Origin of the sequence: Collimonas fungivorans (assembly GCF_001584145.1) — a bacterium.
Classification (GTDB): Bacteria; Pseudomonadota; Gammaproteobacteria; order Burkholderiales; family Burkholderiaceae_D; genus Collimonas; species Collimonas fungivorans.
In genome coordinates this window covers 5,174,759-5,193,486 of the sequence record NZ_CP013232.1, presented here as the reverse complement: position 1 = coordinate 5,193,486, position 18,728 = coordinate 5,174,759, and the positions used below count along the sequence as shown (strand labels likewise).

Below are 18,728 nucleotides of genomic sequence, written 5' to 3'. Positions count from 1 at the left end.
GGCGTCAGTAAACCCGGCTTACCGTATAACCGCGTTGCCGCAGCATCGCCAGCACGCTGTTTTTACCGACCAGGTGCAGCATGCCGATACCGATGAATGCATGTGGCGTCGCGCTCGTCAGTTTGGCTATGCCGTCGGCCAGGCCGGGGTTGCGTTCATCCAGCAAGGCGCGCTGCACGAACTTGCCGGTGAAAGTGTCGTCGCTGGTCAGTTCCGCCAGCATGGCGGCCATGCCGTCGACATCGCCGTTACGCCACAGCGTCATCAGTTGCAATGAACGCTGCGCCTTGGCCGGATCCAGTATCTCGTCAATGCTGTCCTGCAGGAACTGGATCTGCTCGGCCGGCGTCAGCTTGCCCAGCAAGGACAACTGCTGTTCTGCGGTTTCCAGCTCAACCACGGGCTTGCCCTGTTTTTTTGCATACGCAGCCAAGGTAGCATCGACCCCGTATTGCGCCAGATAACCCTGGTGGGTGTATTCGCTGATGCCGAGCATGGTCGCCAGCAGCCACGGTTTCATGCTGGCCACGGCGTCCAGCGTCAGGCCGTATTTTTCCAGCAGCGGATTGAGTTGCAACAGCAGCGGCGGCGGCAGTTCCTGCGCCAACGATTTGCCGTTGGCGTAGATGCCGTATCTGGTCATCAGGTCGGCCAGTCCCTGGGCATTGCCGGGATCGATTTCCAGTGCGATGGCCGACGAGTGTTGCATCGCTTGCAAGACTTTGTCATCGAAAGGATAAAAATCGGCGCGGCCCACATGGATAGTGCCAAATACATAAGCACTGTGGCCGGCGCGCTGAATCTTGAACATGGCGCCGCCCTGGCGGGCGGGTGCGGGCGCCATCGTGGCGCCGGCGGCATCCGCGGCGTCGGCCTGGGCCGGCAGCGCCAGCAGGCTTAACGGCAACCAGCACAATGTCACTATAATCTGACGAAGCACACTTTCTCCCTAAAAACGAATGCACGGCACAATGGCAAAGAATACTACAGCGCTTTGGCTGTTCGACCTGGACAACACCCTGCACGACGCCTCGCACGCCATTTTCCCCGCGATCCACCAAAACATGAACGCCTTCATGGCGCGCACCCTGGGCAGCGATGGCGTCGACGCCGACGCTGCTACGGTGAATGCCGCCCGCGAGATGTACTGGCGGCGTTACGGCGCTACCTTGCTGGGCCTGGTCAAGCACCACCAGGTGCGGCCTGTGGATTTCCTGCGCGAAGCACACCGTTTTGACGACCTGCTGGGCATGATCCGCGCCGAGCGTGGCCTGATCGACCTGCTCAAGCGCCTGCCGGGGCGCAAGATCCTGCTGACCAACGCGCCGCAGCGCTATTCGGGCGACGTCTTGCGCCATCTGCGCCTGCAGCGCCATTTCGGCAAGCACATCTCGATCGAATCCATGCATGTCCATCGCCAATTGCGGCCGAAACCGTCGCGCCACCTGCTGCGCCAGCTGCTGGCGCGGGAAAAGGTGGCGGCGCGCCGTTGCGTCCTGGTGGAAGATACGATCGCCACGCTCAAGGCGGCCAAATCGGTCGGCATGCGCACGGCCTGGGTCACGCAATACCTGGCCGACCAGTCAAATGTGATAAAGCGCCCCAAATACGTCGATGTCAAAGTAAAATCGGTGCGACAGCTGGCCAGGAATCTGCACCGCTTGCGTTAGGTGGCTGGCCCCGGCTGGCTCGGCGCCGGGCAGGGAACAGGCATAGTTTTTTTACCTCCATCATTACTAAAATAAAAATCATGGCAACTACCAAACCCGGCGAGCGCAAACTCCAGATTCTCCAGACCCTGGCAACCATGCTGGAGCAACCCAAGGGAGAAAAGATCACCACTGCCGCGCTGGCGGCCAAGATCGATGTGTCGGAGGCGGCGCTGTACCGGCATTTCGCCAGCAAGGCGCAGATGTTCGAAGGCCTGATCGACTTCATCGAGACCAGCGTGTTCGGCCTGGTCAACCAGATTACCGAGCAGCAGGAAAAAGGTTTGCACCAGGCGCAGGCGATTGCCCTGATGCTACTCAATTTCGCCGAACGCAATCCAGGCATGACCCGGGTCATGATCGGCGACGCGCTGGTGAACGAGGACGAACGCCTGCAACTGCGCATGAACCAGTTTGTCGACCGTATCGAGCTGGCGCTAAAACAGGCGCTGCGGATCGCCGCCTCGCAAGGGGAAGCGAACGAAGCGGAAGCCGCCTTGCGCGCCAATATCCTGACCAGTTTCGTGCTGGGCCGCTGGCAGCGTTTTGCCAAAAGCCGTTTCCAGCACAAGCCTGGCGACGACGCCGCACAGCAGATCGCGCTGATGCTGGTTTAAATTCTTTGCTAACATCTCTCGGCAGAACGATATCAGCGTTGCCGGGAGACGTCGGCGCTAAACCTACAATGGAGCAGTTCAGATGAAAAAAGCATGGTTGGGGACTTCCGTTTCCGCAGCATTGGCAATCACCCTGGCCGCCGGCAGCGCGTATGCCCAGATCAAAGTCGGCGTGAGCGTTTCCGCCACCGGTCCGGCCGCCTCGCTGGGCATTCCGGAAAAAAATACCTTCGCCCTGTTGCCGAAGGAGATCGCCGGGCAGAAAGTGCAATACATCGTGCTCGACGATGCCACCGACAGTACTACCGCAGTCAAGAATGCACGCAAGCTGGTCAGCGAAGAAAAGGTTGACCTGTTGATCGGCTCGACCGCCGTTCCCGGTTCGCTGGCGATGAGCGATGTCGCGGCGGAATCGGGAACGCCGATGATTTCGATGGCGGCTTCGGCTGCCCTGGTCGAACCGGTCGACGCCAAACGCCGTTGGATTTTCAAGACCCCGCAAAACGATTCGCACATGGCGACTGCGATCATCGCCCACATGGCCGATGCTGGCGTCAAAAGCGTGGCCTTCATCGGCTTCTCTGATGCCTATGGCGAGGGCTGGTACCGTGAATTTTCCAAGCTGGCAGAACTGCGCAAGATCAAGATTGTCGCCAACGAGCGTTTCGCCCGCAACGACACTTCAGTCACCGGGCAAGTATTGAAGATGGTCAGCGCCAATCCCGATGCGATCCTGATCGCCGGCGCCGGCACGCCTGCCGCCTTGCCGCAGAAGACACTGAAGGAGCGCGGTTACAAAGGCAAGATCTACCAGACCCATGGTGTTGCCAATAACGACTTCCTGCGCGTCTGCGGCAAGGATTGCGAAGGCACTTTCTTGCCGGCCGGACCTTTGCTGGTGGCCGAGCAGCTGCCGGACAGCAATCCGGTCAAGAAATCGGCCATGGCTTACCGCACCGCTTATGAAAAAGCCTACGGCGCCGGCAGCATTTCGACCTTCGGCGGACATGCGTGGGATGCAGGCATGCTGTTGGGCGCAGCCACGCCGCAAGCGCTGAAAAAAGGCCAGCCGGGCAGCAAGGAATTCCGCGCCGGACTGCGTGACGCTATCGAAGCCATCAAGAACCTGCCGGTATCGCAAGGCATCGTCAACATGAGCGCTACCGACCACGTCGGTTTCGACCAGCGCGCACGGGTGATGGTGGAGATTGTCAACGGCAAGTGGAAACTGATAGGCGCTGCGCAGTAGATGGATCTCTCAATTGCCGCCATCCTGGCTCAGGACGGCATCACCAGCGGCGCCGTATATGCGTTGCTGGCATTGGCGCTGGTGCTGGTGTTCTCGGTCACGCGCGTCATCTTTATCCCGCAAGGTGAGTTCGTCGCTTTCGGCGCCTTGACGTTGGCGGCGATCCAGGCCGACAAGTTTCCGCTGTCTGCGACCTTGCTGGTGGCGCTCGGCGCCTTGAGTTTTATCCAGGAAGCGGCGGCTGCGATGTTCGGCCGCAACGGCGAAATCCGCAAAGTCCGGCAAATCGGTGTTGCCCTGCTGAAGTTTGTGCTGCTGCCGCTGGCCATCTATGCCGTCACCCGCTGGTATGGCCATGCGACGTTGGCGATGCCGCTGCAAGTGCTGCTGACCTTGCTGATTGTGGTGCCGATGGGACCGATGATCTACCGGCTGGCGTTCCAGCCGCTGGCCGAAGCCAGCACCCTGGTGCTGCTGATCGTATCGGTGGCGGTGCATTACGCCCTGATCGGCATCGGCCTGCTGATGTTCGGCGCCGAAGGCTCGCGCACCACGCCGTTTTCCGACGCCCGCTTCGACATCGGCGGCCTCACCGTTTCCGGCCAGAGCTGCGTGATTATCGCGGTTTCACTGCTGTTGATCATTGCGCTCTATCTTTATTTCGAACGCACCTTGTCCGGCAAGGCTTTGCGCGCCACCGCCGTCAACCGGCTCGGCGCGCGTCTGGTCGGCATCGGCACCGCGCAAGCGGGACGCCTGGCGTTCACGCTGGCTGCCGCGCTGGGCGCCTTGTGCGGCATCCTGATCGCGCCTTTGACTACGGTGTACTACGACAGCGGTTTCCTGATCGGGCTGAAGGGTTTTGTCGGCGCCATCATCGGCGGCCTGGGCAGTTATCCGGTCGCGGCCGCCGGCGCCTTGCTGGTGGGTTTGCTGGAATCATATTCCTCGTTCTGGGCCAGTGCGTTCAAGGAGGTGATAGTGTTTACGCTGATCATCCCGGTGCTGCTGTGGCGCTCGCTGACCAGCAAGCAAGTGGACGAGGGCGATCAGTGATGCCTAAATTTTCTTTTGCCAGCCTGCCGTTGATTGGTTTTGTGCTGCTGCTGGCCTTGCTGCCAATCTTGCCGACGCCGGAATTCTGGATCACCCTGGCCAACTACATCGGACTCTATGCGATTGTAGCGCTGGGCCTGGTGCTGCTGACCGGGGTGGGTGGCCTGACCTCGTTCGGCCAGGCTGCTTTTGTCGGCCTTGGCGCTTACTCCACTGCTTACCTGAGCAGCCAGCTCGGCCTCTCGCCCTGGATCGGCTTGCTGGCCGGCCTGGGTGTGACAACGCTGGCGGCGTTGGCGATCGGCGCCATCACCATGCGGCTGTCCGGCCACTATCTGCCGCTCGGCACCATCGCCTGGGCGCTGTCGCTGTATTTTTTGTTCGGCAACCTGGAATTCCTCGGCAAATACGATGGCTTGAACGGCATCCCTGCTGTCAGCCTGTTCGGCGTCGAACTCGATAGCGGCCGCAAGATGTTTTACCTGATCTGGGCGATCTTGCTGGTGGCGCTGGCCGGCTTGCAAAACCTGTTGAATTCGCGCTCGGGCCGTGCCATCCGCGCACTCAACGGCGGCGCCGTGATGGCCGAGGCGATGGGCGTCAACACGGCCTGGATCAAAGTGCTGATCTTTGTGCTGGCGGCTCTGCTGGCCAGTATCTCCGGCTGGCTGTACGCGCATCTGCAGCGCTCGGTGAGCCCGACGCCGTTCGGTCTCAACGCCGGCATCGAATACCTGTTCATGGCGGTGGTCGGCGGCGCCGGTTACGTGTGGGGCGCGATCCTCGGATCGGCGCTGCTGACCTTGCTGAAGGATCAGCTGCAATCGCTGCTGCCGAGGCTGCTGGGCGCCAACGGCAATTTTGAAACCATCGTGTTCGGCATCATGATGGTGCTGTTGTTGCAGCGCGCGCGCGACGGCCTGTGGCCGTATCTGCGCGGGTGGATACCGGGCAAGCCGGTGGCGCTGGCGCCTACATCTGCTGCGGCGCTAGCCATCCGGAGCCGGCATGCGGATGCCGAAGTGGTGCTGGAGATAGAGCGGGCGCGCAAGGAATTCGGCGGCCTGGTGGCGGTTAACGACATGAGTTTCAGCGTCAGGGCGGCACAGATCGTCGGTTTGATCGGGCCTAACGGCGCCGGCAAATCCACCATGTTCAACCTGGTTACCGGAGTCTTGCCGTTGACCAGCGGTTCGATCAGATTCCGCGCCCAGGACGGATTGCAGCAGATTTCGGGTCTGGCGTCGCGCCAGATCGTCGCGCGCGGCATCGCCCGCACTTTCCAGCATGTGCGGCTGATGGGCAGCATGACGGTGCTTGAGAACGTCGCCATCGGCGCCCATCTGCGTGCCCGTCGCAGCGACGTCGGCGGCATCGCGCGCAGCCTGCTGCGGTTTAACCGCGGCGAAGAACAGACTTTGTTGTTTGAAGCGAAAAAACAATTGGAGCGGGTCGGCCTCGGACACTTGCTGTATGAAGAAGCCGGCAGCCTGGCGCTGGGCCAGCAGCGGATCCTGGAAATCGCGCGGGCGCTATGCTGCGATCCCACCTTGCTGCTGCTGGACGAACCGGCGGCCGGTTTGCGCTACCAGGAGAAGCTGGCGCTGGCGGATCTGCTGCGCAAGCTGAAGGCGGAAGGGATGAGCATTTTGCTGGTAGAGCACGATATGGATTTTGTCATGAACCTGACCGACCAGCTGGTGGTGATGGAATTCGGCAGCAAGATTGCCGAAGGTTTGCCGGCTGAGATTCAGCAGGACCCGGCGGTGCTGGAAGCTTACCTGGGAGGCATCGATGAGTAATCCCGTGGCCTCTCCGGTGCTCGACGTCGTCGACCTGCACGTTGCCTACGGCAAGGTAGAGGCCTTGCACGGCGCCAGCCTGCAAGTCGGCGCCGGCCAGATCGTGACCGTGATCGGTCCCAACGGCGCCGGCAAGTCGACCATGCTGAATGCTATCGCCGGCGCCATGCCGAACAACACCGGCATGCGCGGCAAGGTCACCTTGCTGGGCGAAAGTATCGACGGCGTGGCGATCGAAACCCGGGTTGCGCGCGGCATGTGCCTGGTGCCGGAAACGCGCGAACTGTTCGCCAGCATGACGGTGCAAGACAATCTGCTGCTGGGCGGCTACCGCCGTTACAAGGCCGGCGACCGCGCTTATGCCGACCAGATGGCGGTAGTGTACGAGCTGTTTCCGCGCCTGCAGGAGAGGCGCCGCCAGCAGGCCGGCAGCTTGTCCGGCGGCGAACGGCAGATGCTGGCGCTGGGGCGGGCCTTGATGGCCAAGCCGCAATTGCTGATGCTGGACGAACCCAGCCTCGGCCTGGCGCCGCTGATCGTGAAAGAGATTTTCCACATCATCGTGCACCTCAAGCAGACCGGCGTGGCGATCCTGCTGGTCGAGCAAAACGCCCGCGCCGCCTTGCAGGCTGCCGATTATGCCTATGTGCTGGAAACCGGCGACATGGTGCTGCAAGGCCCGGCCGCGGAACTGGCGCACGATCCGAAAGTGATAGACACCTATCTCGGACTGGCAAAAAAAACCGGCTGAGCGCGGAGATCGGGCGGCCGTCTGCAGGTTCGGTGCTTCTGTGATAAATTCTCAGCTCGCTCAAAAAATCGAGCGAAACGTTCTCAGGGCGGGGTGCGATTCCCCACCGGCGGTAATTGCGTGCAATGCGCATAGCCCGCGAGCGCTTGTTGCAGTGTCGCTAGAAAGATGCGCCGCAGCAAGGTCAGCAGACCCGGTGTGATCCCGGGGCCGACGGTATAGTCCGGATAAAGAGAGAACAGGTTGCGTGGCGCCTACAGGAGTCGACCAGTGTCTTGCTGCCCGGGCAGCGGCTATGCCGTTGCCAATGGCTGCCGGCGCTGATGGATGACGTATGAGTCCGCGTTTCCTTTCGATCCAACACGCCCTGTTTTATTTATTTAAACAGGAGTAGTCAAATGCAACAGCAGCACAATCCCGCAGTCGATAGATTAAAAACGCTTGGCGCCGCAGGCGGCGAACGCATCGCTTTCATCCAGGCCGGCTGGCACCGCGACATCGTCGATCAATGCCGGATCGCCTTCATCGCCGAAATCGCCAAGGCCGGCTACAGCGAACAGGACATCGATTTCTTTGAAGTTGCCGGCGCTTTCGAAATTCCTTTGCATGCCAAACTGCTGGCTAACGGCGGCCGCTATGCCGCTGTGGTGGCGACCGGGCTGGTGGTGGACGGCGGCATCTATCGCCATGAGTTCGTGGCGCAGGCGGTGATCAGCGGCCTGATGCAAGTGCAGCTGGAAACCGGCGTGCCGGTGCTGTCGGCGGTATTGACGCCGCACCATTTCCACGCCGGCGAAGAGCACCATAAATATTTCTTCGAGCATTTCCTGGTGAAGGGCGCGGAAGCTGCGCGTGCCTGTGCCGACACCATCCATAAGCTGCGGCTCCTGAAATCCGGGCAGCCTGCCGTACGCGCCTTGCATAGCGCCTGATAAAGCAACTTGCTATCGCCTGCCGAAACAATGGCAGGCGATAGCATTGCCGTTGCCGGCAACAATCAGATGTTGTCTTCAATCTGCGGAGTGCTCGAGCCCTTTGCCAGCGTGATGCGGGTGCGTTTCAACAACGGTTGCGGCGGCGCGCTTTTATCCGCGGCGAGCGTTTTCACCTTGTTGAACACCACTACAATGCTGTCGCTGGTCACGGTAGCCGACGCGTAGCCCTGGGCGTCGTGGTCGACATAGGCAAAGTCGGGATTGAATCCCTTCAACAGGCTGTCGAAGATCTGCGGTGTCTGCACCAGCGCGCCGAGCAAGGGATTGACTACCGCCGCGCCGGATTTGATGTAGTTGTAAAACGACTGGCTGCTGATGCCCGCCGCCAGGAAATCCACCAGCACCGGAGCGCTGCCCGGATCGGCAGGATTGGCGCGCACCACGCCGCACTGGAAGGCATGCAGGTCACCGGTGATGGCGACCACGTTCTTGATGTTTTGCGTATTCAGGTAAGACAGCAGTTCTGCCTTGTGGCTGGGATAACCGTCCCATGAATCGCAGTTGATCACATACAGCTGGTTGTAGGGCGCGGGAATGCCCAGCGCCGGCGGCGACAGGTCGGCCCACATGCGGTTCAGCATGATTTCATTGCCCCATACTTTCCAGGTTGCGTCCGAATTCTTCAGGGTGTCTTTCCACCACTGCGTCTGGGTAGTGCCGAGTATCGACGGCGGCCGTCCCAGCTTGGCGGTTTCCTGCGCTTCCATCTGCAGCAGGGTGGCCCGCGGCACGAAGTAGCGCGCGCCTATCGAATCGTCGCCGTTGACCGGATCATGCCCGGCCTGCTGCGCCACCGACTGTTCGCTGACGATATGGTCGTCCCGGTACAGCCGTTCGTCGGTCATCACCAGGTGCACCAGCTGGCCGAAGCGGAAATCGCGATAGATGCGGATGTTCTGGTAGCTGCTGTTGTTGAGGTCGAACGACAGGTCGCCGAAATCGATAGGCGTGTACTCCGCCCAAGCCTGGGTGGCGCTGCGCCGGCGCGCTGTTTCCTGCTTGTTCTGGTTGGTGTAGACCTGGTGGTCCTGCCAGCAGTCGTCGGAAAATTCATGGTCATCCCAGATCGCAATCACCGGGAATTTGTGATGGATGCTCTGCAGGCGCGCGTCGGTCTTGTAAGTGCGGTACAGGGTACGGTAATCGTTGACGGTATTGGCGTATACGCCGCCGCCCGGGTGGGCCAGGCCGTCGGGCAAGGTGATCGGCTGGTGCGCCGGTTCGGCGCCGCCGGTCTGGAATGAAGCGCCCACGGTTTCGTAGATGTAGTCGCCGACGTGCACCACAAAATCCAGGTTTTCCTGCGCCAGCAGGGACATGGCTTGCCAGTGGTTGACCGACCAGTCCTGGCAGGTGAACCAGGCGAAGCGCACCTGGCTGTTGCTGGCGCTGGCGAGCGGCGCGGTTTTGGTCTGGGCGACTACGCTGACGTCGCTGCCGGCGACGAAGCGATAGTAGTAGACGGTATCCGGCTTGAGCTGCGTCACTTTGGCGCGCACCGTGAAGTCGTAGTCCGCGGTCGCGGTCAGGTTGGCTTGCGCGGCCAGCGCGGAGAAATCCTGGGTGGCGGAGACTTCCAGCCGCACCGCGATTGTAGCGGCGGCAATGGCGCCGTTTCTGCGCACGATGCGCGCCCAAAACACCACGCTGTTGTCTTTCGGGTCGCCGGAGGCTATCCCCTGCGGGAAAACGAATTCCCCTGGACCGCCATCGTTAGTGCTGCCGCCGCATGCGCTCAGCAATCCGGATGTTGCTGCAACTACCGTGAAGAATGCCGAACCCTGCAAAAACTGTCTGCGTTTCATGTTTTATCTCCCGCTTTTCATTATTTGATGTTATCCGGATCTTGTGACGACACGATAACAAGGCGTAATTTAATGCAGCGGGAGAAATTGGAGGAAGAAATTCCGGCAATAAGAGCGATATGTCTAATCACGCATTTGGCAATTGCATAAAATGCCGATCAATGTGTGATTTGTTTTGCCTCAGGGATGGCTGCGCTGTCCGCAGACCGGGCAGCTTGCATCGCGGGCGACGCCGATACGGGTCCATTCCATGCTGCGTGCATCCAGCATCAGCAGGAAGCCAGACAGGGAAGTACCGATGCCGGCGATCAGCTTGAGCGCTTCGGCCGCCTGCATGCTGCCGATGATGCCGACCAGCGGTGCGAATACGCCCATGGTGGAACAGGCGACTTCTTCAAATTCCCGGTCCGGCGGGAACAGGCAGGCATAACAGGGCGAACTGGGGTCGCGCGCGTCGAACACGCTGAGCTGGCCGTCGAACTGGATCGCCGCGCCCGAGACCAGGGGCACCTGATGGGCAACGCAGGCGCGGTTGATGGCTTGCCGCGTGGCGAAGTTGTCGCTGCAGTCGATCACCACATCGGCAGCGCCGATCAGCTCGCTCAGGCGCGCCTGGTCGGCACGTTCCGCCAGCGCCGCTACCTGAATGTCTGGATTGATTTGCGCCAGCGCGGTTTTGCCGGACGCCACCTTGGCCTGGCCGATCCGTTCGCTGGTATGGAGGATCTGCCGCTGCAGGTTGGTCAGGTCGACGCTGTCGTTATCCACCAGCGTGATGCGGCCAACCCCGGCCGACGCCAGGTACATGGCCACCGGCGAACCGAGGCCGCCGGCGCCGATGATCAGCGCGTGCGCCGCCAGGAATTTTTCCTGGCCGGCTATATCGATGTCATTCAGCAGGATGTGGCGCGAATAACGGAGTAGTTGCTGGTCGTTCATAGGAAGCTGCCAAATAGATAAAACCATGGAATTTCATAGCGACGCCATACGCCATGAAAAAAGGCCGCATCGCTGCGGCCTTAGTGTAGCGTGAAAAACGATTATTTTTTCTCGTCCTTCGGTTCATCCTTGCGGATGATGGCGCCGTCGGCCGGAGCCGGCTTGTCGTCTTTCGACGGCTTGCTGTCCTTGTCGCCTTCCGAACGGTTGTCCGGTTTCACCTTGGATACCTGCACCGGCAGTCCCTTCAGCTGGTTCAAGGCCTGGGCCAGCTGGAAATCGTCCTTGCTGCCGAACTCCAGCGGCTTGCGTTTCTTTTCGGCGGCAGCAATACGCTGCGCTTCTTCCAGCTCGTCGACCTTGGGCGCCTTGACTTCCGGACCCTTGTCGGTATCGTTGCTCAGGTGCTTGGTCAGGTCGGCTTCGCGCAGGCGCAGGCCGTTCAGGCCGTCGCCGTCGGCGTATTCATCCACCATCACGTCCGGCACGATGCCCTTGGCCTGGATCGAACGGCCGTTCGGCGTGTAGTAGCGGGCGGTGGTCAGCTTGACCGCCGTATTGCGGTCCGGCGGCAGGGCGATCACCGATTGCACCGAACCCTTGCCGAAGGTTTGTGTGCCCATGATGGTGGCGCGCTTGTAGTCTTGCAGGGCGCCGGCCACGATTTCCGAAGCGGAAGCGGAACCGGTATTGACCAGCACCACCATCGGCACTTTCTTCAGCGCTTCCGGCAGGCGCGCCAGCGGGTCATTGCCGGGGTTGGCGTAATACTCGCGCTTGGCGTAGAACGAAGCCTTGGAGCTTGGCAACTGGCCGTTGGTGGTGACCACCACCGAATCCTTCGGCAGGAAAGCGGCGGAAACGCCGATCGCGCCCGGCAATACGCCGCCCGGATCGTTGCGCAAATCCAGCACCAGGCCCTTCAGGTTCGGCTCCTGGGCATAGATGGCGGCGATTTTCTTGGCCATGTCATCCACCGTCGGTTCCTGGAACTGGGTCACGCGCAGCCAGGCATAACCCGGCTCGATTACTTTGCCTTTCACGCTTTGCACGCGGATTTCCTGGCGCGTGATGCTGAAAATCAGCGGCTTGTCTTCATCCTTGCGCGAGATGGTCAGTGAAATCTTGGTGTTGGGCTCGCCGCGCATGCGCTTGACTGCCTGTTCCAGGGTCAAGCCCTTGACCGGGGTGGCGTCGAGGCGGGTGATCAGGTCGCCGGCCTTGATCCCGGCGCGGTAGGCCGGGGAATCCTCGATCGGCGACACCACCTTGATGTAGCCGTCTTCCATGCCGACTTCGATGCCGAGGCCGACAAACTTGCCCTGGGTGCTCTCGCGCAGCTCCTTGTAAGCCTTCTTGTCGAGGTAGGCGGAATGCGGGTCGAGCGAGGCCACCATGCCGGAAATGGCTTCGGTCAGCAGTTTTTTATCGTCGGCCGGCTCCACGTAATCGGACTTGATCAGGCCGAAAACATCGGCCAGCTGCCGCAACTCCTCCAGCGGCAATGGCGCTGCGGCACTTTTCTGCGCAATGGCATCGAACTGGATGGAGGCGCCTATCCCTGCGATGACGCCAAGACTGATTAGACCGATATTCTTGAGTTTACTGCCCATGTTTCACCTAGTAGTTACCCATCCGAGTGGGTCAAACGCACGGCCCTGATGCCGAATTTCAAAGTATAAACCCGATTGTTCATTGCCGCCGCTGTTGCCGGCGCTGGCAATTACGTCGCCGGCTTTCACGGCATCTCCGGGACGCTTCAATAATGCCTGATTATTACCGTAAATCGTCATGTACTGGTTGCCGTGGTCGACAATGATCAGGTTGCCGAAGCCGCGCAGCCAGTCGGAAAACACCACCCGGCCGGCGGCGACAGCTTTTACTTCGCTGCCTTCCGGGGTTCGGATGAACAAGCCTTTCCAGCTCGGTCCATCGCCGCGCTTGCTGCCGAAGCGCGCCATGACGTCGCCGCGCACCGGCAGCCTGAGCTGGCCGCGCAGGGATTCGAACGGCTTGCCATAGGCGCTGTCGGCTTCCGGCGTCAGTTCGTTGCGCGCCAGCGGCGCCGGGGCGGGCGTCGGCGCCGCGGCTACTGCCGGCGGCGGCTGATCGTCGTCGATCGCGTCCGGATTGGGGACTTTTGGTCCCGCCGGGGTAGGTCCGGAGGCCGGCGGTTTCCCGGCCTGGGCCGCGCGCTGTTGCTCAAGCAAGCGCTGGCGTTCGCGTTCGCGCGCTGCCTGGGCTTGGGCCTTGGCTTGCGCCTGGGCCAGCTGTTGCTGGCGCAGTTTTTCGCGGGCCGCAGCTTCGGCTTTCTTTTGCGCTTCAATCAGCTCCGCCAGTTTGTCGACCAGGCCAGACAGGCGCTGGTCGTCGCGCTGGATATTGCCGGCTTCCTTGCGCTGGCTCGCCAGCTTGCTCGATAGCTGGGTCAATAGGGCGCTGCGCTTGGCTTTTTCCTTTTCCAGCAGGTTCTTTTGATCGCGCTGTTCCTGGGCGATTTCGTCCAGGTCGTCCTTGGCGTCCTGGGCTTCGGTCTGGTTGGCTTCCACCGCGGCCAGGTTGGCGCGCAGCGATTCCAGCAAGCGCGCTTGCGCCTGCGAGACGTAACCCAGGTATTGCAGGTCGCGATTGATCCGGTTCGGGTTGTCGCCCGACAGCAGCAGCTTGATGCGGTCTTCGTTGCCGGCAACGTATTGCTGGCGCAGCAGGTTGGCCAGCTGGTTCTGTTGCCGGACCACGGTCTTGCTCAGTTCGTCATGCTGTTTAGCCAGCTTGGCCAGCTTGGCTTCGGTCTGCTTTTGTTCGGCGCCGAGATCGCGCAGGGAACGGGTGGCCTTGGAAACCGCCGCTTCGGAATCTGCCAGGGCGTCGCTGGCGTTGTCTTTTTCGGTTTCGGTCTGGCTGATGTCGCGCTTGAGGTTGTCCAGTTTTTGCCGCAGGTCGGCGCGCTGTGCTTCCGCCGCTTGCTTCTGCTTGCTGCGCTCGGTGATTTTGACGGCGGCGCCGGCGCCCGGGGACAAGGTTGCCGCCAGGGCTGCCGCCAGCAGCAGCACTGGCAATCGAGCCAAGGATCGTGCCAATAAGCTCGCCAACAAGCGCGCCGCTGGCGGGCGGCCAATGGCGCGACGGAGTTTGCTGCTGCCGAAGAGCTTGTCCAGCGAGATATTTATTTCGCTTTCCCCTGGCTGGCGACGGCGTTCATCGCCGCTGCTATCGCCGCCTGGTCGCCAAGGTAATAGCTCTTGATCGGTTTCAGGTCGGCGTCCAGTTCGTATACCAGCGGCTGGCCGTTGGGGATGTTGAGGCCGACGATATCCTGGTCGCTGATGCCGTCCAGCATCTTGATCAGGGCGCGCAGGCTGTTGCCGTGGGCCGAAATGATGATGCGCTTGCCGTTGCGGATGGATGGCGCGATTTCATCGTTCCAGAACGGCAAGACACGCGCTACCGTGTCTTTCAGGCATTCGGTCAGCGGGATTTCCTCGCGTTTCAGGCCGGCGTAGCGCGGATCGTCGTAAGAGGTGCGCGGATCGTCCGGTTCCAGCGGCAGCGGCGGCGTGTCGTAGCTGCGGCGCCACACCATGACTTGTTCGTCGCCGTATTTGGCCGCGGTTTCCGCCTTGTTCAAGCCTTGCAGGGCGCCATAGTGGCGTTCGTTCAGGCGCCAGTGATGCCTGACCGGCAGCCACATCAAGTCCATCTCGTCGAGCGTGCCCCACAGGGTGCGGATCGCGCGTTTCAGTACCGAGGTGTAGGCCAGGTCGAAAGTGAAACCGGCTTCTTTCAGCAGCTGGCCGGCCTGCCTGGCTTCAGCCACGCCTTTTTCGGTGAGGTCGACGTCGACCCAGCCGGTGAAGCGGTTAGCCAGGTTCCAGGTGGATTCGCCGTGGCGCATCAATACGATTTTGTACATGGTGGTAAGTTTGTCAACTAAAAGTAAGAAATCTATTGCTTGCCATTGGAATTCAGCCGAAGGCTCCGCATTTACCTGTCGGCAGGCAAAGCACAAAGGTTTTTTCGCGGGACCTGATACGAATTGAATGGCGCTTCAGCTTCTATTTTATAATGGCGGGATTAACTAATACCATTGGATCAACGTGAAATTCTTGATTGATAACATTTTTCTGTTCGCAGTAGCAATTTTGTCGGGTGGCGCGCTGCTGCTGCCCTTGTTGCAAAAACGCGGTAACCGGGTGTCGACTTTACAGGCTACCCAGCTGATTAACCAAGGCAAGACACTGGTGCTCGATGTGCGCGATAGCGATGCATTCGCTGCAGCCCACCTGATCGACGCCAAGAATATTCCCTTGAAGGACTTGCCGCAGCGCATGGTTGAACTGGAGAAGTTTAAAGCAAAGAACGTGTTGGTGGTATGCCAGACTGGCAACCAGTCGGCCAAGGCCGTCTCGCAGCTGGGGCAGGCCGGTTTTGCCCAGGCCTATAACCTGGAAGGCGGCATCGCTGCCTGGCAGACCCAGGGCCTGCCTACCGTCAAATAACGCGGCCGGGATCTCCTGGATCCGGCTCAGCCAGTACAAGGAACAACCATGACTGCCCATGTAGTAATGTATAGCACCGCTGTGTGCCCATATTGCATCCGCGCCGAACAATTGCTGAAGGCGAAAGGCGTGGAGGATATCGAAAAGATCCGGATCGACCTCGATCCGGCGCAGCGCGACACGATGATGCAAAAGACCGGCCGCCGCACCGTGCCGCAGATTTATATCGGGGCGACCCATGTCGGCGGCTTTGACGACTTGCATGCGCTGGATCGCGATGGCAAGCTGGAGCCTTTGCTGCAAAGTGCCTGATTTCGGGCAACTAATTTCGTCAATTGGCCCCGCGATTCAGGTATTGTTGCAGATTGTGCCGCTGATCGCGCCAAAAACCCGCCAGGCAGCCTGTCTGCTGCCCGGCTAATTTAAATGTTAACTGAAAGAGTGTCATGGCTGAAGAGAACCAACAAGCTGAACAACAACCGGTGTTCCAGATTCAACGCGTTTACCTGAAAGATTTGTCGCTTGAACAACCGAATTCGCCGGCCATTTTCCTCGAGCAGGAAGCTCCGCAAATCGAAGTAGCGGTGGATGTCGGCGCTGAAGCGCTGGCCGAAGGCATTTTCGAGTCGACTGTCACGGTGACCGTCACCGCCAAGGTGAAAGACAAGGTAGCGTTCCTGGTTGAAGGCAAGCAAGCCGGTATTTTCGAGTTGCGCAACATCCCGACCGAACAGCTGGACCCGCTGCTCGGCATTGGCTGCCCGAACATCGTCTACCCTTATCTGCGCGCCAACCTGGCGGACGCCATCACACGCGCCGGTTTCCCGCCTATCCACCTGGCCGAAATCAATTTCGAAGTGTTCTATCAACAACGCCTGCAAGCGCTGGCCGAACAGCAGCAAAAAGGCAGCGGCGACAGCATCGCGGTTGACGGCACTTCGGCGATCAACTGATTTCGCACAGTATTTGCACAGTAAGCAGGGCGGGGCGCGTAGTTTTATCCTGGCTGGCGCCAGATCGACGGCGCCAGCCAGGGGTGTCGTTGCCCGTCCTGGAAGTTTTACCGCAACTGGAGAGCAATAGATGAATTTTGCACGCATAGCCGGTTCCACCGTGTTGTTATCGGCCAGCTTGCTTGGCGTTGCCGGTTCTGCCCATGCGCTCGACTTCAAGGCGGTCGGTGCGGCGCCGGTGGTGCTGTACGATGCGCCATCCGAAAAAGGCCGGCGGGTGGCGGTTGCGCCGCGCGGCATGCCGGTCGAAGTAGTGCTGACCTACGGCGAGTGGACCAAGGTGCGCGACGCCAGCGGCGATTTGTCGTGGCTGCAGTCCAAGGGGCTGGTCGCCAAGCGCAACCTGCAGGTCAGTATCGCCAACGCCAAGATCCGGGCCAATCCCGACGATGCCGCGGCTGTCGTGTTTACCGCCGACAAGGGCGTGCTGCTGGAACTGGTTGATCCGGTAGCATCCGGCTGGGCCAAGGTGCGCCATCGCGACGGCCAGGCCGGGTATGTCAAGGCGACCGAGGTCTGGGGCGATTGACCTTGATCTTTGCTTCGCCGATTTTTGTTTTACACCTTTGATGGCCGCCCGTGTCTTCTGAACCCACCATCCCATCCATGAATATCACCGTACTTGGCGCCGGCGCCTGGGGCACCGCGCTGGCGGTCGCCTTGGCGCAGCGCCACAACGTGCTGCTGTGGGGGCGCAATCCGGACACCATGGCGGCGGCTGCAGCACAACGCGAAAACACTGCTTACCTGCCCGGTTTTTCCTTGCCGGACACGCTGGCCCTCAGCGCCGATTTTTCCGCAGCGCTTGCGCACGTGACCACGGCTGCGCAAGCGACGCAAAGCGAAGCATTGCTGATCGTCGCTTCTTCCGTCGCCGGTCTGCGCGAACTGGCGCAGCAGCTGCAAGCTTTCCCTATCCCGAATATCGTCTGGCTGTGCAAGGGTTTTGAAGAAAACACGCGCCTGCTGCCGCACCAGATCGTGCGCCAGGTGCTGGGCGACGCGATTCCTGCCGCGGCGCTGTCGGGGCCGTCTTTTGCGCAGGAAGTCGCGCGCGGCCTGCCATGCGCCTTGTCGGTCGCCAGCGTCCATACGGGATTGTGCGAACAGGTGGTGGCGGCGGTCCACGGCGGCAATATCCGCGTCTATTCAACCGACGACCTGGTCGGCGTCGAAGTCGGCGGCGCGGTGAAGAATATCCTGGCGATCGCCACCGGCGTAGCCGATGGCCTCGGGCTCGGCCTGAATGCACGGGCCGCCCTGATCACCCGCGGCCTGGCGGAAATCACCCGGCTCGGCATTGCACTCGGCGGCCGCAGCGAAACCTTCATGGGCTTGTCCGGGGTCGGCGACCTGATTCTGACCTGCACCGGCGACCTGTCGCGCAATCGCCGGGTCGGGCTGGGCCTGGCGCAAGGCAAGCCGCTGGCTACCATCGTCACCGAACTCGGCCATGTCGCCGAGGGCGTGCGTTGCGCCGCCGCGGTGCGCGCACTGGCGCAGGAGTCCGGGGTCGACATGCCGATCAGCGATGCGGTGGCCGGCGTTTTATTCGACGGCGATTCGCTGCAGTCGGTAATGGAGCTGCTGCTGTCGCGCAATCCGCGCGAAGAGTCCGCGTAATATTTTTGCGGATTGGGCGCGGCGATGCAATGTCGTCGCGCATGTTTGAAGTAGTATCATTTCTTTGTGTCAAATCAATGACAAAACCTGGATAGATACACTGGGTAGAATTAAGTGTATCTCTCATGCTGATTTGCAACGATTGCGGCATATAATCGCCCTTTCCAAACATGTCCATGGCTTTTTTGATAAGGAAAGAAATGCATAGCACAATGTTCCCTGCTGTTCGACGTCGCCCTACGCTCATGCAGCGCGGATTCACGCTGATTGAAATCATGGTGGTGGTGGTGATCATGGGGATCCTGGCGGCATTGGTGGTGCCTAAGCTGATGGGACGCACCGACGATGCCCGGATCCAGGCGGCACGCCAGGACATCGGCACCTTGATGCAGGCGCTCAAGCTGTACAAGCTGGACAATCAGCGCTACCCGACCACCGAACAAGGCTTGCAGGCGCTGGTGGCCAAGCCTACCAACGGTCCCGCCGCCAACGGCTGGAAGAGCGGCGGTTACATCGACAAGCTGCCTAAAGATCCTTGGGGCACTCCTTACCAATACCTGTCGCCCGGCATCAAGGGCGAAGTGGATATATTCTCCTATGGCGCCGACGGCCAGCCGGGCGGCGAAGGCAATGACGCCGACATCGGCTCGTGGGATCTGTAATGTTTGCA

The 18,728-nt window shown here is 60.7% G+C and carries 19 protein-coding genes and 1 riboswitch; of the genes, 13 read left to right on the top strand and 6 right to left on the bottom strand.

Annotation, left to right across the window (positions count from 1 at the left end; genetic code table 11):
- Positions 1 to 4: 4 nt before the first annotated feature.
- A complete protein-coding gene (locus tag CFter6_RS22775; RefSeq protein ID WP_150118842.1) occupies positions 5 to 940 on the bottom strand; it encodes a TraB/GumN family protein in 936 nt (311 codons plus the stop codon).
- A gap of 31 nt (positions 941 to 971) precedes the next feature.
- On the opposite strand from CFter6_RS22775, the gene CFter6_RS22770 reads away from it, so the two are divergent.
- From CFter6_RS22770 to CFter6_RS22740, 7 genes are all read left to right on the top strand, one after another.
- Complete coding sequence (locus CFter6_RS22770) at positions 972 to 1,670, top strand: HAD-IA family hydrolase (RefSeq protein WP_236904454.1); 699 nt, start codon at positions 972 to 974, stop codon at positions 1,668 to 1,670.
- An 80-nt stretch (positions 1,671 to 1,750) separates the two neighbouring features.
- Complete coding sequence (gene slmA, locus CFter6_RS22765; RefSeq protein WP_061541835.1) at positions 1,751 to 2,326, top strand: nucleoid occlusion factor SlmA; 576 nt, start codon at positions 1,751 to 1,753, stop codon at positions 2,324 to 2,326.
- Between the two features lie 82 nt (positions 2,327 to 2,408).
- A complete protein-coding gene (locus CFter6_RS22760) occupies positions 2,409 to 3,575 on the top strand; it encodes an ABC transporter substrate-binding protein (protein WP_061541834.1) in 1,167 nt (388 codons plus the stop codon).
- A complete protein-coding gene (locus CFter6_RS22755; RefSeq protein ID WP_061541833.1) occupies positions 3,576 to 4,631 on the top strand; it encodes a branched-chain amino acid ABC transporter permease in 1,056 nt (351 codons plus the stop codon). It abuts the gene before it with no gap.
- Positions 4,631 to 6,433: a branched-chain amino acid ABC transporter ATP-binding protein/permease gene (locus tag CFter6_RS22750; protein WP_061541832.1), complete on the top strand. Its 1,803-nt coding sequence runs from the start codon at positions 4,631 to 4,633 to the stop codon at positions 6,431 to 6,433. The genes CFter6_RS22755 and CFter6_RS22750 overlap by 1 nt, the downstream gene beginning before the upstream one ends.
- Complete coding sequence (locus tag CFter6_RS22745) at positions 6,426 to 7,184, top strand: ABC transporter ATP-binding protein (protein WP_061541831.1); 759 nt, start codon at positions 6,426 to 6,428, stop codon at positions 7,182 to 7,184. Before CFter6_RS22750 ends, CFter6_RS22745 begins: the two co-directional genes overlap by 8 nt.
- A gap of 75 nt (positions 7,185 to 7,259) precedes the next feature.
- A riboswitch (FMN riboswitch) is annotated at positions 7,260 to 7,428 on the top strand.
- A gap of 154 nt (positions 7,429 to 7,582) precedes the next feature.
- Positions 7,583 to 8,116, top strand: coding sequence for a 6,7-dimethyl-8-ribityllumazine synthase (locus CFter6_RS22740; protein ID WP_061541830.1), 534 nt, complete (start codon positions 7,583 to 7,585; stop codon positions 8,114 to 8,116).
- 65 nt (positions 8,117 to 8,181) lie between these two features.
- Here the strand turns inward: CFter6_RS22740 and CFter6_RS22735 are convergent, their stop codons facing one another.
- The 5 genes from CFter6_RS22735 to gpmA form a co-directional block, all read right to left on the bottom strand.
- The gene (locus CFter6_RS22735; RefSeq protein WP_061541829.1) at positions 8,182 to 9,984 is read right to left on the bottom strand and encodes an alkaline phosphatase D family protein; all 1,803 of its coding nucleotides are present in this window, start codon (positions 9,982 to 9,984) and stop codon (positions 8,182 to 8,184) included.
- Positions 9,985 to 10,164: 180 nt separating this feature from the next.
- On the bottom strand, positions 10,165 to 10,923 hold the full coding sequence (locus tag CFter6_RS22730; RefSeq protein WP_061541828.1) for a HesA/MoeB/ThiF family protein: 759 nt from the start codon (positions 10,921 to 10,923) through the stop codon (positions 10,165 to 10,167).
- A 101-nt stretch (positions 10,924 to 11,024) separates the two neighbouring features.
- Positions 11,025 to 12,536: a S41 family peptidase gene (locus CFter6_RS22725; protein ID WP_061541827.1), complete on the bottom strand. Its 1,512-nt coding sequence runs from the start codon at positions 12,534 to 12,536 to the stop codon at positions 11,025 to 11,027.
- A gap of 3 nt (positions 12,537 to 12,539) precedes the next feature.
- Complete coding sequence (locus CFter6_RS22720; RefSeq protein ID WP_417924781.1) at positions 12,540 to 13,991, bottom strand: murein hydrolase activator EnvC family protein; 1,452 nt, start codon at positions 13,989 to 13,991, stop codon at positions 12,540 to 12,542.
- A gap of 98 nt (positions 13,992 to 14,089) precedes the next feature.
- Positions 14,090 to 14,836: a 2,3-diphosphoglycerate-dependent phosphoglycerate mutase gene (gene gpmA / locus CFter6_RS22715; protein ID WP_061541826.1), complete on the bottom strand. Its 747-nt coding sequence runs from the start codon at positions 14,834 to 14,836 to the stop codon at positions 14,090 to 14,092.
- A gap of 184 nt (positions 14,837 to 15,020) precedes the next feature.
- Between gpmA and CFter6_RS22710 the strand changes: the two genes are divergently transcribed.
- The 6 genes from CFter6_RS22710 (at position 15,021) to gspG (ending at position 18,720) form a co-directional block, all read left to right on the top strand.
- A complete protein-coding gene (locus CFter6_RS22710; RefSeq protein ID WP_061541825.1) occupies positions 15,021 to 15,422 on the top strand; it encodes a rhodanese-like domain-containing protein in 402 nt (133 codons plus the stop codon).
- 48 nt (positions 15,423 to 15,470) lie between these two features.
- A complete protein-coding gene (grxC, locus tag CFter6_RS22705; protein ID WP_014008036.1) occupies positions 15,471 to 15,734 on the top strand; it encodes a glutaredoxin 3 in 264 nt (87 codons plus the stop codon).
- Between the two features lie 134 nt (positions 15,735 to 15,868).
- Positions 15,869 to 16,375 carry a protein-export chaperone SecB gene (gene secB / locus CFter6_RS22700; protein WP_014008035.1) on the top strand — a complete coding sequence of 169 codons (507 nt, stop codon included), beginning with the start codon at positions 15,869 to 15,871 and terminating at the stop codon, positions 16,373 to 16,375.
- 238 nt (positions 16,376 to 16,613) lie between these two features.
- Entirely contained in the window at positions 16,614 to 16,964 is a 351-nt protein-coding gene (locus CFter6_RS22695; protein WP_417924816.1) for an SH3 domain-containing protein, read from the top strand.
- 77 nt (positions 16,965 to 17,041) lie between these two features.
- The gene (locus tag CFter6_RS22690; protein ID WP_061541823.1) at positions 17,042 to 18,058 is read left to right on the top strand and encodes an NAD(P)H-dependent glycerol-3-phosphate dehydrogenase; all 1,017 of its coding nucleotides are present in this window, start codon (positions 17,042 to 17,044) and stop codon (positions 18,056 to 18,058) included.
- A gap of 200 nt (positions 18,059 to 18,258) precedes the next feature.
- Positions 18,259 to 18,720, top strand: coding sequence for a type II secretion system major pseudopilin GspG (gene gspG / locus CFter6_RS22685; RefSeq protein ID WP_183081630.1), 462 nt, complete (start codon positions 18,259 to 18,261; stop codon positions 18,718 to 18,720).
- The last annotated feature ends 8 nt before the right edge of the window (positions 18,721 to 18,728 follow it).